Genomic DNA, 14,640 nt, shown 5'->3' on the forward strand with positions numbered 1-14,640 from the left:
ATTTTTCGAAATTTTGAATGGCTTATGGACTAAGGGAGAGATTTGGTGAAGATTGAAATTATGGTTTCGCTTGCTATTTATATGGCAGGTATGTTGTATATCGGATATTGGTCTTATAAGAAGACATCCAATTTATCAGATTATATGTTAGGCGGAAGGGGACTCGGTCCAGCAGTTACAGCTTTATCAGCTGGTGCTTCTGACATGAGTGGTTGGATGCTAATGGGATTACCTGGTGCGATGTATGCAACAGGATTATCAAGTGTATGGATTGCGATAGGTTTATTAATAGGTGCTTATGCAAACTATTTAATCATTGCCCCGCGTTTACGAACGTATACAGAAGTGGCAAATGATTCAATTACGATTCCAGACTTTTTAGAAAATCGGTTTAAAGATCGTACGAAAATACTTCGTTTTGTCTCCGCTATCGTCATTTTAGTATTTTTCACATTTTATGCGTCGGCTGGTTTAGTTTCAGGTGGACGTTTGTTTGAAAATTCTTTTAACCTTGATTATAAAATTGGTTTATTTGTAACAGTGGGTGTCGTTGTTGCGTATACACTATTTGGTGGTTTTCTAGCTGTAAGTTGGACGGACTTTGTGCAAGGTTGTATTATGTTTATTGCACTTGTACTAGTGCCAATTGTTGCTTTTACGGATGTCGGTGGTGTAACAAAAACATTCAATACGATTAAGCAAGTTGATGCATCACATTTAGATATGTTTAAAGGGACTACAATGCTTGGTATTATTTCATTTTTAGCATGGGGTCTTGGGTATTTTGGTCAACCACATATTATTGTCCGCTTTATGGCAATTACCTCTATTAAAGATTTAAAAACTTCTCGTAGAATTGGTATCGGTTGGATGACGATTTCAATTATAGGTGCAATGCTTACTGGTCTAATTGGTATCGCTTATTATGCTAAAAATAATGCGACATTACAAGACCCAGAAATGGTCTTTGTAACATTCTCAAATATTTTATTCCATCCGTACATTACAGGATTTTTATTATCAGCTATTTTGGCTTCGATTATGAGTAGTATTTCCTCACAATTACTTGTTATTTCAAGTGCCGTAACGGAAGATTTCTATAAAACATTTTTCCGTCGTAATGCAAGTGATAAAGAACTTGTATTTATCGGTAGGCTGTCAGTATTAGTTGTAGCGATGATTGCAGTTGTTTTAGCGTATCATCCGAGTGATACAATTTTAACGCTTGTTGGATATGCTTGGGCAGGATTTGGATCAGCATTTGGACCAGCAATTTTATTAAGTTTATATTGGAAGAGAACGAACAAATGGGGCGTTCTTGCTGGGATGATTGTCGGGGCATTAGTTGTTATTACTTGGGTACAAATTCCAAGTTTAAAAGCGACTATGTATGAAATGGTACCTGGATTCTTCTGTAGCTTATTAGCTGTTATTATTGTAAGTTTATTAACGAAAGAACCAGTTAAAGCGATACATCGTGAATTTAATGAGATGGAAGCAGTATTGGAAGAAGAAAAGAAATGATTTGCAAAAAGAGTAAACGGTGAATAGCGTTTACTCTTTTTACATGTAAAATGAAAGTAAGGACTTATTGACAATAAAAAATAAGTAACTTATAATAAATCTTGAGTTCGAGATAATAAATGTTCATAATGAAAATTTATTATGGTTATAAATCGAACAAATATTTTTTGTGAATTATCTTGAATTCGAGATAATTCAATAGGTTAGACACCGATACGTAATCTTGTAATTAATATCTCGAATTCGAGATAAAATTATAATGACAGATTTTACTTTGTAGCATGGACAAAATGAATAATGAATTTAAATGTAAAAGAATTTTTATAATGAAATAAAAAAGGGGTGGAAGAAATGGAAAAGAAAACAATGGGAATCCATCATATTACAGCGATTGTAGGGCATCCACAAGAAAATGTAGACTTTTATGCTGGTGTATTGGGGTTACGTTTAGTGAAACAAACAGTGAATTTTGATGATCCAGGTACGTACCATCTTTATTTTGGAAATGAAGGAGGAAAGCCTGGAACAATTATTACGTTTTTCCCATGGACAGGTGCTCGTCAAGGTATTATTGGAGATGGTCAAGTAGGAATTACGTCTTACGTTGTACCAAAAGGTGCAATGGAGTTTTGGGAAAATAGATTAGAAAAATTCGATGTTTCGTATACAAAAATGAATCGTTTTGGAGAGCGGTATTTAGAATTCGATGATCCGCATGGTTTGCATATAGAATTAGTTGAAAGAGAAGAAGGCGAATTAAATAATTGGAGTTTTGGAGAAGTTACACCAGAAGTAGCAATTAAAGGGTTTGGAGGTGCTGTTCTTTTATCTACACAGCCTCAAAAAACAGCTGAATTATTAGAACATATTATGGGTCTTGAGAAAATTGGAGAAGAGGGTGAATTTGTTCGATTCCGTTCTTCTGCTGACATTGGAAATATTATTGATTTGAAATTATCAACAATCGGTCGTGGCCAAATGGGCGTTGGCACAGTTCATCATATTGCCTGGAGAGCGAGTGACGATGCTGATCAGCTAGACTGGAAAGAGCATGTGTCGCGTTTTGGATATCACGTAACTCCTGTACAAGATCGAAATTATTTTAACGCGATTTATTTTAGAGAACATGGTGAAATCTTATTTGAAATTGCAACAGATCCTCCTGGTTTCGCTCATGATGAATCGTTAGAGACGATGGGTGAGGAATTAAAGTTACCGGAACAATATGAACAACATAGAAAACAGATTGAACAAACGCTTTTACCATTTGAAGTGAGAAATTTAGATTAAAGTGATTGAAGGGGGAAAAGGATTATGATGAAACATGTTTTTCAAAAAGGAAAAGATACGTCAAAACCAGTGTTGTTATTACTTCATGGCACAGGTGGTAATGAATTAGATTTACTACCACTTGCAGAAATAGTTGATCCGGAAGCGTCGGTATTAAGCGTTAGGGGAAATGTGTTAGAGAATGGGATGCCGCGTTTCTTCCGCCGATTAGCAGAAGGCATTTTTGATGAAGAGGATTTAATTTTCCGTACGAAGGAATTAAATGAATTTTTAGATGAAGCGGCTAAAGAATATAAATTCGATAGAAATAACATTGTAGCTATCGGTTATTCGAATGGGGCAAATATCGCAGCAAGCTTATTATTCCATTACGAAAATGCATTGAAAGGTGCTGTGCTTCATCACCCAATGGTACCAAGAAGAGGAATGCAATTAGCAAATTTAGCAGGGAAATCTGTATTTATTGCTGCTGGGACAAATGACCCAATTTGCTCATCAGCAGAGTCAGAGGAATTGAAGGTACTATTAGAAAATGCAAACGCGAATGTAACAATACATTGGGAAAATCGAGGGCATCAATTAACGATGGGTGAAGTAGAAAAAGCAAAAGAGTGGTATGACAAAGCATTTTAAAAAAGAAGCATCTGCTAATGATTAGCAGATGCTTCTTTTTTATTTAAGACTGGATTGCAAGATGAGATGAAGAAAGTGGTAGCTTAATATCAACAATTGTACCTTTATTTAATTCGCTTGAAATGTGTAATTTACCATGATGTTCTTCAATTATTTTGTAACACATCATTAATCCTAGTCCTGTGCCTTTTTCTTTTAAACTATAAAAAGGTTCGCCTAGACGGGAGATACGATCTTCTGGAATGCCACAACCTTCATCGATAATTCGTATTAAGATGAAATTATCCTCTAATGGTTTTGTTTGGATGAAAATATTTCCGCCATTGGGCATCGCTTCTATCGCATTTTTTAATATGTTTATAAAAACTTGTTTTAATTGGTTACCGTCACATTGAATATCATATACGTAATCAAAATGATCCATGATGATATGAACGCTATGCATAATTGCAGTCGGTAAAATAAATGTAACTACCTCTTCAATTAAAGTTTGTATGTTACAAGTTTGGATAGATAATACTTGTGGCTTAGACATCGCCATAAATTGACTCGTGATGGATTCCATTTGTGAAATCTCACTTAACATAACATCGATATACCATTTTTGCTCCTCATTTATTTCAGGGAGGAGCAACGTTAGAAAACCTTTTAGAGAAGTGAGTGGATTTCGAATTTCATGGGCAATTCCAGCTGTCAGTTGTCCGACTACTGCGAGCTTCTCAGATTTTCGTAATAACTTTTCAGTTTCTTTTAGCTCAGTAACATCTCTCCCCATCACGATAAGACCTTTGCGAGAACCGTCAGGATGATAAAGCGGGACTTTTGATATACTTAAGATTAGATCGAAATCATCTCTATGTATAATAAATTCCTCGCCATGAAGAATTTGTCTTTGTTGCCATGCTAGTTCATCAATTTCTTCACAATGTAAAAAAGCTTCTCGGTATGCTTCATTATATTGAATGAGTTCGCTATCTTTTTTCCCATGGTAAGGTACATGATGGAAATTGAAGCAAGAAAGTGCGTAGTCATTTGCCTCAAGCCAGCGCCCTTCATGATCTTTAAATATAACAAAGGCAGGCATGGAGTTTACTAATGTACGTAATCTCTTCTCACTTTCTTTTAGCATATTCTCAATTCTTTCTGATTTTTCAAGCGGCTTCATAATAGCATATACGCCAGTAAGACGATTTTGAACAAAAATAGGAACTAGTTTTGTCACAACATCTAATAAGAATCCATTTTTATGATAAATAGATAAGATATACTCTTGTTGATTATCCGCTTCAGTATTCTTTATATTTTGTAATACTTGCTCAGAAATATGGGCTTCTAAAATAGAGGTAATATTTTTCTGTTCTAATTCTAAAGAAGTGTAACCTAATATTCTTTCGGCAGAAGGATTTATATGTAGAATAACTCCTTCTAAATTTAATGAAATAATACTATCAGGATTGTGTTCGAACAGAGATGCGTACATTTCTGTTAATGAACGATCTTGTATATGGTTTCGCAAACGTCTAGAAATGTTCGGATGACGTTTTTTTTGAGTTGGTGAATATTTTTTACGACTCATAATAGTTCCTCCGTACAAATAGCATCTAAAAAGATTTGTCTATTCATAACTATAATATAGATGTAATGTGTATTTCTATAAAAAATGGAAGTTATAGAATAAATTTTGTTTTTTTTATTTTTTGTAAGGTGAATGCAGGGTGGTAATAAGGGGAGCTTATATTGTTTTATAAACCTTTTGTAAGTTACAGACGGCTGTTTTCCATATAACATTAGGGTAGAGGAGGGGAGAGGAAATGAAAAATTATATTCAAGGGATTAATCACGTGCAAGTAGCTGCACCTGTAGGGTGTGAAGAAGAGGCGCGTGATTTTTATGGGAATATGATTGGTATGGAAGAAATTCCAAAGCCAGAAGAGTTGAAAAAACGAGGCGGATGTTGGTTTAAATGCGGAAATCAAGAAATTCATATTGGTGTCGAGCGGAACTTTACACCAGCTAAAAAGGCTCATCCAGCTTTTTATGTGAATGAAATTAATGAATTTAAGCAAACACTTATAGAGCAAGGTGTTAAAGTGATTGATGATTATGCACGGCCAGATGTAATTCGATTTTACGTGTCAGATCCATTTGGAAACCGAATTGAATTTATGCAAAATAAAGACTAGGTGGATTCCCACCTAGTCTTTAACTTCTTCTGAAAAGTCCTAACACTTCTACAGTTTCTGTAATATTAACGAATGCATTCGGGTCGATTTCAGAAATTGTTAGTTTCATACTTGCTAATTCTTCACGAGAAACGACGGTCATAAGTACACGCTTTTTCTCGCTTGAATAAGCACCTTCGCCATCAAGTAACGTTATTCCACGTACAACAGTTGAAAGAAGTTGTTTTTTCATTTTTTCTGCTTCATTTGTTACAATCATAAGTGTAACTTTACGATGTTTTGTATGAACAGCATCAATTACTTTACCGGTTACATAAATTGAAAGTAAGCTTGTAAGTGCAACATCCCAGGTGAAGAAGAATCCTGCGATTATTACAACGACTGCATTTAAAATAATAAGGAATCCGCCAAGTTTAATGTCTCGCTTGCGGGATAAAAGCATACCGATAATATCAAATCCACCAGTGGATCCATTACAGTTAAAAACAAGACCAATACCAGCTCCGGCGATGACACCTCCGAAGATAGAAGATAACAATGGATCTGTTGCTACGACTTTTACTGGAACGTAGTATAATGCAACAGATAATACAACTACAGAGACAACTGTGTTAAAAATTACTTTTTTTCCAAGACCTATGTACCCTAAAATAAGGATAGGTAAGTTTAATACAAAGTTAATAATGCCTGTGTTTACAGGGGTTACAATCCCTAAAATAATAGCAATTCCGCCAATTCCACTACTTAAAATTTTGTGGGGGATAAGGAAAAGATTAAAGGCAACCGCAATAATAATAGAACCGATAATAACACCAAGGAATCTGACCATTTCTTTCCCGTCCTTCACTGAAAAATTCATATTATTTCAAGATTATATATGATATTGAAAGTTTTGGGTAAAAACAGTTTATTTCGGTAAATTAGATTAATCAAAAGAATTTGAGTATTTTATTATTTGAAAGGGGATACAGTTGTGAAGATAAAAACATATCAACAGAAAAGCCCGTTGAAGCAAGAATGTGAGGATTCTTATTTTTGTAATAAAGAAAAAAAGATTTATGGTGTATGTGACGGTGCAACACCACTTGTCCCGTTTCGTGATGAAAAGGGACATAATGGAGCATACATCGCTTCGCATTTATTTGCAAGTTATTTTACTGCATTACGAGAGAATCATAGTTTACAATTTGCAGTTGCCAAAGCAAATGAAGCATTGCAAAGCAAAATGTTAGAATATGAAGTAGACATGGGAAAAAAAGAGCATTTGTGGTGCACATGTATCGCGGCAGTTCAAATAGTTGGTGAGAAAATTGAATATGCGCAGCTTGGGGACTGTATGATTGTCGCAACTTTTCAAAATGGAACGATGCAAGTATTAACGAAAGACACAGTTGAAGGAATTAGTAAACGAGCAAAAAAGAAGAGGGAAGAAGATCGTAAAAAAGGGTTATCTGTACCAGAAGAACATGTTTTTCAAGATGTGCGACAACAGTTAAAATACAATCGTTATCTTGCAAATATGCCAAATGGTTATTCAGTTGCAAATGGAATGAAAGAAGCGATACATTATTTACAACATGGTGAATTACATATAGATGAAGTGAGTGGAATTTTTATTTGTTCAGACGGGTTATTCCACCCAGATTGGTCATTAGAACAAACTGTTGCATATATAAGAAAGAATAGTATAAACGAATATGTAGCAATCATTGAAGAGCTAGAAGCGGAAAAGAGAATAAGGCCAGATGATAAAACGATTATTATGATTGATTTTTAAGAGGAGGCAGTTCAAATGGAAATTAAATGTGTCAATCTAACATTTCAAGATGAATTAGTTCCTTTAGAAAAAGTAAATCAACTGATTATTCACCATACAGCTGAAGATGGATGGGACGTGTATAAAACGCATGAATTTCATCAAAAAGTACGGGGGTGGAGCGGGATTGGTTACAATTATTTTATTGAAGAAGATGGAACTGTAGTGGAAGGACGAGGTTTACATATTGGAGCGCATGCGAAAGACCATAACCGTTATACAATTGGAATATGTATGACGGGAAATTTCGATAAATACAATCCAACTCCTGCACAAGTGAATGCATTATATTCTTTATGCAAAATGTTTATGAAGCAATTTGCTATAAAGGAAAAAAATATACTAGGTCATAGGGAGTTAGAAGGAGTTACAAAAAGCTGTCCTGGTAATCGTTTTTCTATGGTAGAGTTAAGGAAGATATTATCTTAAATATAGAGGAGTAACAACGATGATGAATATAAAAATACCAAATGATAAAAAAGAAGAGCTTGTAGCGCAAATTCAGCAATTTTTCATGGAAGAAGATCTAGATGAAATTGGACGTTTCCAAGCAGAGCGTTTAATAGAAGAAATGATTAAATTAGTTGGACCATTTGCATACAATCAAGCAATTGGAGATGCAAGAAAGCTTGTAAGTGAGAAATTAACGAATATCGAAGAAGATTTATACGTGTTAGAGAAGAATGAAGGAAAATAAAAAAAGAGCCGATGGGCTCTTTTTTATTTTTCTTTCTTATGTTCCTTATATTCATGTACTTTTTCTTTCACATTACCAACTGTATCTTTAGCAGTGCCTTTCACCTTATCCCATTTTCCTTCAGCTTGTAATTTCTTATTGTCAGTTACTTTCCCGACAACTTCTTTTACTTCACCTTTTACCTTATCAATGGCACCTTCTACTTTTTCTTTTAAACCATGATCATGTTTAGTCATACATTTCTCCTCCTTGTAGTTTGATTAGAATGCTCTTTTCATATTGCAAGTTGAATGATGTATCTAGTAATAGCGTATCAAATCTAGTTCGAATATTCAAATGATTAATAGGATAGAAAAGGAATTGTCATGAAATGTATAAAATTGTAATGAGAAGAGAAAGAGTGTTAATTATATTTCTTTTGCAGTCCATATAGATTTCGTATAAGCAATTTTCATATGGGCACGTTCCATATTATTTTGACTGCCGCTACCGAACCTTGCTTGTCCAACTATTAACTTACAATTGGCTTCAATAGCTATTTCAATTCGTTTTTGAATTAATGCGGTATGACAGCCTTTACGTTGAAATTCTGGCAAAGTAGCAGAAGAAGCTAATGAAGCAACACCGTTATTTATATAGAGAACTCCTATACTCGCAGGAGTGTTTTGAACTTCGGCTATGAAAAAATACCAGCCAGGTTTATTGTAGAGAATTTCGTTATTTTGGCGGACGCCATCTTTTGTAAAGGATGGCATATTAAATCCACGTACATAAATGTCTGCAAAAATATCAAACTCATTTTCTTTTAGTTTTCGTATTGTAATATTAGAAGGAAGAAGTGATGAACCCTCTCTCGGTATACTATACAAAGCAGTATGGAAGCTAGATTGATAAAATCCTTTTTGAGATAAGTATTGAAATAATTCAGTTGTACCTTGTGCTGGGGTAATTTCAAAACGACAAGGGATTTGTAGTGATTCATAATAAGAAATGATTGCATCAATCGCATCTGCATTTGTAATACCTTTTACCGTATTAAAAGCAGGACCAGCAATTATTTTTGATGAAAAGGCAGTGGCACTACCGAATTTTTTCATTTGCACTTGCATTGGGTTTCCGCTCATTGTTTGTAGTCTCTCTAATTTAGAAGAGAGCATATCAATTTCTGCATTTTCAATTTCTGTTGCCATATCGAGTGTCATAACAGTAGTCATAAAATTCCTCCGTTAATAAATATATTTCATAGTACATATACGATTTTTGTTTTGAGATTCCTGTTGAAATGTGAGAGAATAAGAGGTTTTTTGGAAGGGAAATGGAAGTGAACTGTCGAAGGGAGTAGAAACAGATTAAAGGTGGTGCTCTCATGAAACAAAAAGCCGTGCAGACATGCTCTAATTGTGGTTCTCAAAATATAGGAGAAGGTGAGTTTGTCGGATATGCACAAATACGGAAAAAGGAAACGATGTTCACATCTTCGCCGGTGGATGCTTATATTTGTACAGATTGTGGGAATATCCTTTTATTAAAGGTAAGGAATTATGAAAGGTTTAAACAGAAACCGTTATGATTATTGAGAAGTGGTCATATCCAACTTTGTATACGAAACGACTTATGTTAAGGAAAATGAATATGAGTGATAGTTTACATATATATGAGTATGCTACAGATAAAGAGATGACAACTTTTACTGTATGGGATGCTCATCGATCGTTATGTGACACATATAACTATATAGAAGAAATTGTGGGTCAGTACAATGGAGGGCAAGTAGCACCTCTTGGAATTGTATTAAAAGAGGAAAAAAACTTATAGGCACGTGTGGATTTATAAAATATGATTTGGTCACACATACAGCAGAAATTGCATACGCCTTATCTCGAAAATATTGGGGAAGAGGATTAGCTACGGAGGCTGTGTTAGCTTTTTTCTACTATGGTTTTCATGAATTGCATCTTAATAGCATTGAAGCGGGATGTGATTCAGAAAATGAAGCATCTGAAAAATTAATGAAACGTTTGAATATGGAGTACAAATATACAATTCAGAAGGATATGTTTATTAAAGGTAAGAATCGTGATACAAAAAGGTATTTTATATCTAGAGAAAGATATATGAATCAATGAAATATCTTACATTGAAAACTCCTTTAAATGAATTAAGGAGTTTTTTTATTTTGATAACAACAAATGGACTATTAGGAAGCGCTATTTTTATTAACGTTCTAAGTATAGAAAAAAAACGCTATATAACACAATCGCAACCGCAAGTTGACAAAGTGCAACCGCAGGAAGATAGAGATAAGGGCTATGTTTACATACAATTTAGTTAAGAAAACAAAGGGGGACACACATATGGGATTTGGTGAGAAGCTTTTTAAATTAAGAAAAGAAAAGGCGCTTTCTCAAGAAGCATTAGCTGAGAAATTAAACACAACAAGGCAAGCGGTTAGTAAATGGGAAAACGGTCAAGGTTTTCCTGAAACTGAAAAGTTAATAATGATTGGAAATGTATTTGAAGTATCACTCGATTATTTATTAAAAGAAACTGCTGAGCAAAGTAATGAAAATGTAGATGGATATTACGTAAGTCAGGAAATGGCAGAAGGGTATGTAGTGTATGGACAAAAAATTTCTAAATATATAGCGCTAGGATTTAGTTTACTCATTTTATCTACAATACCGTATTTATTATTTAAAGAAAATGCAACAATGTCGACATTCCTTGTCATTATTGTTGCTGTCCTTGGAATTGGAGCGATGATGGTACCTGTAACGATAGAAGAGAGTCGATACAATGTATTGAAAAAGGAAGAACTACTATTTGATCAAAACTTTCTAAAAGAATTGACAAAGAGATATGCGACTATTAAGAAGAGGTATGCAGCAGTGATGATCGTTGGATTTTGTTTTATAGCCGCAGGCGCAATACCGTTTTTGTTTGAGAAAAAACATATCACTTCAGGAGAATTAGTGCAGTATTACCCTTACTGTGTTGTACTTATTGCTATTGGAGTTTATCTTTTTGTTCGTGTGTTAGGAGTATTAGAGGTGTATCGAATTTTAGTAGAAAATAAAGAATATAGTAATCGTTTTATTTTTAAACTGAAAAAGAAAGTGAGAGAAAAAGTAGATAATTTTTAATAGGAGAAAAAATATTTTTATGAAAAGTTAAGATAGGGGTGTAATGATGTCAAATCTTCTAGAAATTGAAAATTTAAGCAAATCATTTGGAAACAAAGTTGTTTTAAGAGATGTTTCCTTCAATGTGCCGTCTGGATCAATTGTTGGATTCATTGGTGACAATGGAGCAGGGAAATCAACAACCTTTAAAACGGTACTAGAACTAATTTCTAAAGATAGTGGTACAGTAAAAATATTTGGTAAAGAAAATATAAATAAAGATGCCAAGCTTAAGGAAAAGATAGGAGTCGTATTTGATGCTATGAATCTACCGGCTCATCTTACAATAAAGCAACTAAACAAAGTTTTTGAAAAGATGTTTGAATCTTGGGATCAAGATAATTTTTATCGATTAGTTAATACTTTTTCTTTACCTACTAATGAGAAAGTAGGTAAATTCTCGCGTGTAATGTCAATGAAACTAACTATAGCTGTTGCGTTGTCACATAATGCAAAATTATTAATCCTAGATGAAGCGACGGGAGGTCTGGATCCTTCATCTAGGGAGGAGGTGTTAGAGGAATTAAAAAGTTTTGTAGGTAAAAGTAATGGTGGTATATTACTTTCTTCTCATATTATGAGTGATGTAGAAAAAATAGCTAGCCATCTTGTCATTATAAAAGATGGAGAAATTTTATTGAACGAAGAAAAAGATAAGGTTTTAGACAGTTACGCCATTGTAGATGTTGATGAGGAACAACTAACTTTAATTAACAAAGATATAGTTGTGGCTAGAAGGGGACATGGTTCATATTTCAATGTACTCGTATCAGATGTACATAAATTACCAAGTGGTATTGCTCATAGAACCATCTCGATAGAAGAAATGAGTATCTTATTAACAAGGAGTGAAAAATAAATGAAAGGTTTATTATTGACAAACTATTATCTAGTGTATCGAACTTTCTTTCTGTTCATGGGAATAGCGATATTAGGATCGGGATTTGTTTTTTATTTTGGTAATGCTTCAATGTACCGTTTAATTGCTACATTCACTATCTTATTTGCTGCGATTCCTGCACTTGAAGTTATTAAGTATGAGAGTAAGTCGGGTTATGAAAAATATGTACTTACTTTACCGGTTACTAGAAATAACATTGTACAAAGTCATTACTTTTTCTATTTTTTAGTTGTAATTATTGGTACTTTATTATCGTGTGGCATATTTTATGTACATAGTTTCGTTTCAGATACACCAATTGATAATGATATATTTAAGAGTGTTTCTTTAGGAACGTTCATCATTCTTAATGCTGGAGCGATAGCCTATCCACTCCTCTATGTTTTGGGAGCAGAAAAATCTGATGCTATTACAATTGGGGGCGCATGTGGGGGACTTGTTACTTATTTTGGATTACAAAGTGTAATTGGCTATCTAATAGAACAATTTCCAATATCAAATTTAAATTTATCTGTATACGTTTCAATTCTATATACAATATTTGGCGTTATCATATATATCTTTTCTTTTGTTATTTCGGTATTTATATATCGTAAGAAGGAATTTTAGTATATTTCTTCTTAGTATATTCTGAATTATTTCCAAAGAAATAATTCAGAATATACAGAAAAAAATTCGTAATCATTTGTAGATGTCTGTTATAATGAATAAAAATGAAAACGCTTTAAAGGGGGATATAACCAATATGATGATGAATGTACCGCTAACAATTAGTTCTATGATGGAAAGAGCAGAGAAACTATTTTCGAAGAAAGAAATTGTTTCACGGACACATGATACAGTTACAACGTTAACGTATAAGCAGTTAGGGGAAAGGACGAGAAGACTTTCCAGTGCGTTGAAAAAGCTTGGAATTAAAGAAGGTGAACGTGTAGGAACATTAGCGTGGAACCATCATCGACATGTGGAAGCGTATTTTGCTATTCCAGGTATTGCTTCTGTTTTGCACACAATTAATATTCGTTTATCTCCTCAACATATTTCATACATTATTCAGCACGCAGAAGACCGAGTTCTACTTATAGATGAAGATCTCGTACCACTCGTTGAAAATATTCAATCACAATTATCAACTGTACAAGCTTACATTATTATGACTGATAAAGATGAACTCCCAAATACTACGCTGGAACCTGTATATCATTATGAAAAGCTATTAGAAGAAGGCAATCCAAATTTCCAATTTGTAAAAGATATTGATGAAAATACACCTGCTGGTATGTGTTATACGTCAGCGACTACAGGAAATCCAAAAGGTGTTGTATATACGCATCGTAGTACTGTTTTGCATTGTATGGCACTCGGTTTAGCTGATACAGCTGCTTTATCGGAAAGTGATGCAGCAATGGCAATCGTCCCTATGTTTCATGTGAACGCTTGGGGACTTCCTTTCGCTGCTACTTGGTTTGGATCAAAACAAGTTCTTCCTGGACCGATGTTTACTCCGAAAATTTTATTAGAGATGATTCAATCAGAAAAAGTGACGTTAGCTGCGGGTGTGCCGACAATTTGGCTCGGCGTATTACAAGAGTTAGAAAATAATAGTTACGATTTATCTAGTATGACGAGAATACTATGCGGAGGTGCAGCGGCGCCGAAAAGTGTTATTAAAGCATTTGAACAGAAACATAATGTTCCGTTCATACATGCATATGGTATGACTGAAACGAGTCCACTCGTAACACTTGCACGTTTGAAAAGTTATGAAACGGAATTATCGTATGAAGAGCAACTAGAAATTCGCTCTAAACAAGGATATCTTGTACCTGGTGTCGAGATGAAAGTAGTCGGGACAAATGGTGAAGTGAAGTGGGATGGTACTGAGATGGGAGAATTATGTTTACGAGCACCGTGGATCGCTGAAAGCTATTATAACGATGATCGTACTGTCGAAGGGTTTCGCGATGGATGGTTATATACTGGTGATGTTGTCACAGTGGATGAGGAAGGTTGCGTGAAAATTGTTGACCGTACGAAGGATGTTATTAAAAGCGGGGGAGAATGGATTTCTTCTGTCGATCTTGAAAATGCTTTAATGGCACATGATGCTATATTTGAAGCGGCTGTCGTTGCAATTCCTCACCCTCAGTGGCAAGAGCGACCTGTTGCCTGCGTCGTTCAAAAGAAAAATAGTACAGTAACGAAAGAAGAAATATATGAGTTTTTAAAACCACAGTTTGCGAAGTGGTGGTTACCAGACGATATTGTATTTATGGAAGAAATACCGAAAACATCTGTTGGGAAGTTTTTAAAGCAGGCGCTTCGGAAAGAACTTGAGCATTTGCATAAAGAGAAATAATTGAATTTATATTTGTAAACTAATATGTTTAACTGGTTGACAAAAACTAAATAGA

The 14,640-nt window shown here is 34.4% G+C and carries 16 protein-coding genes and 1 pseudogene; 13 read left to right on the plus strand and 4 right to left on the minus strand.

From position 1 onward, the window contains the following. Positions 1-45: 45 nt before the first annotated feature. The 3 genes from putP to CGQ22_RS13755 all read left to right on the plus strand — a co-directional run bounded on the left by putP (position 46) and on the right by CGQ22_RS13755 (position 3,447). Positions 46-1,524 carry a sodium/proline symporter PutP gene (gene putP / locus CGQ22_RS13745; protein WP_139032783.1) on the plus strand — a complete coding sequence of 493 codons (1,479 nt, stop codon included), beginning with the start codon at positions 46-48 and terminating at the stop codon, positions 1,522-1,524. Positions 1,525-1,875: 351 nt separating this feature from the next. Further along, complete coding sequence (locus CGQ22_RS13750) at positions 1,876-2,814, plus strand: ring-cleaving dioxygenase (RefSeq protein WP_000412750.1); 939 nt, start codon at positions 1,876-1,878, stop codon at positions 2,812-2,814. 24 nt (positions 2,815-2,838) lie between these two features. Continuing rightward, a complete protein-coding gene (locus CGQ22_RS13755) occupies positions 2,839-3,447 on the plus strand; it encodes an alpha/beta hydrolase (protein ID WP_000975487.1) in 609 nt (202 codons plus the stop codon). A gap of 43 nt (positions 3,448-3,490) precedes the next feature. Here CGQ22_RS13755 and CGQ22_RS13760 read toward each other — a convergent pair whose 3' ends face one another. Next, entirely contained in the window at positions 3,491-5,023 is a 1,533-nt protein-coding gene (locus CGQ22_RS13760; protein ID WP_000087651.1) for a BA3702 family sensor histidine kinase, read from the minus strand. 235 nt (positions 5,024-5,258) lie between these two features. Here CGQ22_RS13760 and CGQ22_RS13770 point away from each other — a divergent pair, with 235 nt between their 5' ends. Beyond that, positions 5,259-5,630 carry a VOC family protein gene (locus CGQ22_RS13770; protein ID WP_000800778.1) on the plus strand — a complete coding sequence of 124 codons (372 nt, stop codon included), beginning with the start codon at positions 5,259-5,261 and terminating at the stop codon, positions 5,628-5,630. Between the two features lie 19 nt (positions 5,631-5,649). On the opposite strand, the gene CGQ22_RS13775 is transcribed toward CGQ22_RS13770, so the two are convergent. Then, positions 5,650-6,459 (minus strand): YitT family protein, encoded by an 810-nt coding sequence (locus tag CGQ22_RS13775; protein ID WP_000251344.1) that lies wholly within the window; start codon positions 6,457-6,459, stop codon positions 5,650-5,652. A 126-nt stretch (positions 6,460-6,585) separates the two neighbouring features. Here CGQ22_RS13775 and CGQ22_RS13780 point away from each other — a divergent pair, with 126 nt between their 5' ends. The 3 genes from CGQ22_RS13780 to CGQ22_RS13790 are packed head-to-tail and all read left to right on the plus strand — an operon-like array spanning position 6,586 to position 8,143. Further along, complete coding sequence (locus CGQ22_RS13780; RefSeq protein WP_002164145.1) at positions 6,586-7,407, plus strand: PP2C family serine/threonine-protein phosphatase; 822 nt, start codon at positions 6,586-6,588, stop codon at positions 7,405-7,407. Between the two features lie 15 nt (positions 7,408-7,422). Beyond that, entirely contained in the window at positions 7,423-7,875 is a 453-nt protein-coding gene (locus CGQ22_RS13785; RefSeq protein ID WP_089148857.1) for a peptidoglycan recognition protein family protein, read from the plus strand. 19 nt (positions 7,876-7,894) lie between these two features. Then, the gene (locus CGQ22_RS13790; protein WP_000981064.1) at positions 7,895-8,143 is read left to right on the plus strand and encodes a DUF2164 domain-containing protein; all 249 of its coding nucleotides are present in this window, start codon (positions 7,895-7,897) and stop codon (positions 8,141-8,143) included. A gap of 23 nt (positions 8,144-8,166) precedes the next feature. Here the strand turns inward: CGQ22_RS13790 and CGQ22_RS13795 are convergent, their stop codons facing one another. Continuing rightward, positions 8,167-8,379, minus strand: coding sequence for a CsbD family protein (locus tag CGQ22_RS13795; protein WP_000160410.1), 213 nt, complete (start codon positions 8,377-8,379; stop codon positions 8,167-8,169). Between the two features lie 171 nt (positions 8,380-8,550). Continuing rightward, positions 8,551-9,357: a GNAT family N-acetyltransferase gene (locus CGQ22_RS13800; RefSeq protein ID WP_000214350.1), complete on the minus strand. Its 807-nt coding sequence runs from the start codon at positions 9,355-9,357 to the stop codon at positions 8,551-8,553. Between the two features lie 152 nt (positions 9,358-9,509). Between CGQ22_RS13800 and CGQ22_RS13805 the strand changes: the two genes are divergently transcribed. From CGQ22_RS13805 to CGQ22_RS13835, 6 genes and pseudogenes are all read left to right on the plus strand, one after another. After that, on the plus strand, positions 9,510-9,713 hold the full coding sequence (locus CGQ22_RS13805) for a hypothetical protein (protein WP_000810193.1): 204 nt from the start codon (positions 9,510-9,512) through the stop codon (positions 9,711-9,713). Beyond that, positions 9,710-10,269, plus strand: a pseudogene (locus CGQ22_RS13810) (GNAT family N-acetyltransferase). The gene CGQ22_RS13805 and the pseudogene CGQ22_RS13810 overlap by 4 nt, the downstream one beginning before the upstream one ends. 228 nt (positions 10,270-10,497) lie before the next feature. Beyond that, positions 10,498-11,286 carry a helix-turn-helix domain-containing protein gene (locus tag CGQ22_RS13820; protein WP_089148858.1) on the plus strand — a complete coding sequence of 263 codons (789 nt, stop codon included), beginning with the start codon at positions 10,498-10,500 and terminating at the stop codon, positions 11,284-11,286. Positions 11,287-11,332: 46 nt separating this feature from the next. Then, a complete protein-coding gene (locus CGQ22_RS13825) occupies positions 11,333-12,184 on the plus strand; it encodes an ABC transporter ATP-binding protein (RefSeq protein ID WP_089148859.1) in 852 nt (283 codons plus the stop codon). Further along, positions 12,185-12,835: an ABC-2 transporter permease gene (locus tag CGQ22_RS13830; RefSeq protein WP_000677364.1), complete on the plus strand. Its 651-nt coding sequence runs from the start codon at positions 12,185-12,187 to the stop codon at positions 12,833-12,835. 136 nt (positions 12,836-12,971) lie between these two features. Continuing rightward, positions 12,972-14,585, plus strand: coding sequence for a long-chain fatty acid--CoA ligase (locus CGQ22_RS13835; RefSeq protein ID WP_000980210.1), 1,614 nt, complete (start codon positions 12,972-12,974; stop codon positions 14,583-14,585). The last annotated feature ends 55 nt before the right edge of the window (positions 14,586-14,640 follow it).

The organism is Bacillus sp. M13(2017) (genome assembly GCF_002218325.1).
GTDB lineage: Bacteria > Bacillota > Bacilli > Bacillales > Bacillaceae_G > Bacillus_A > Bacillus_A thuringiensis_K.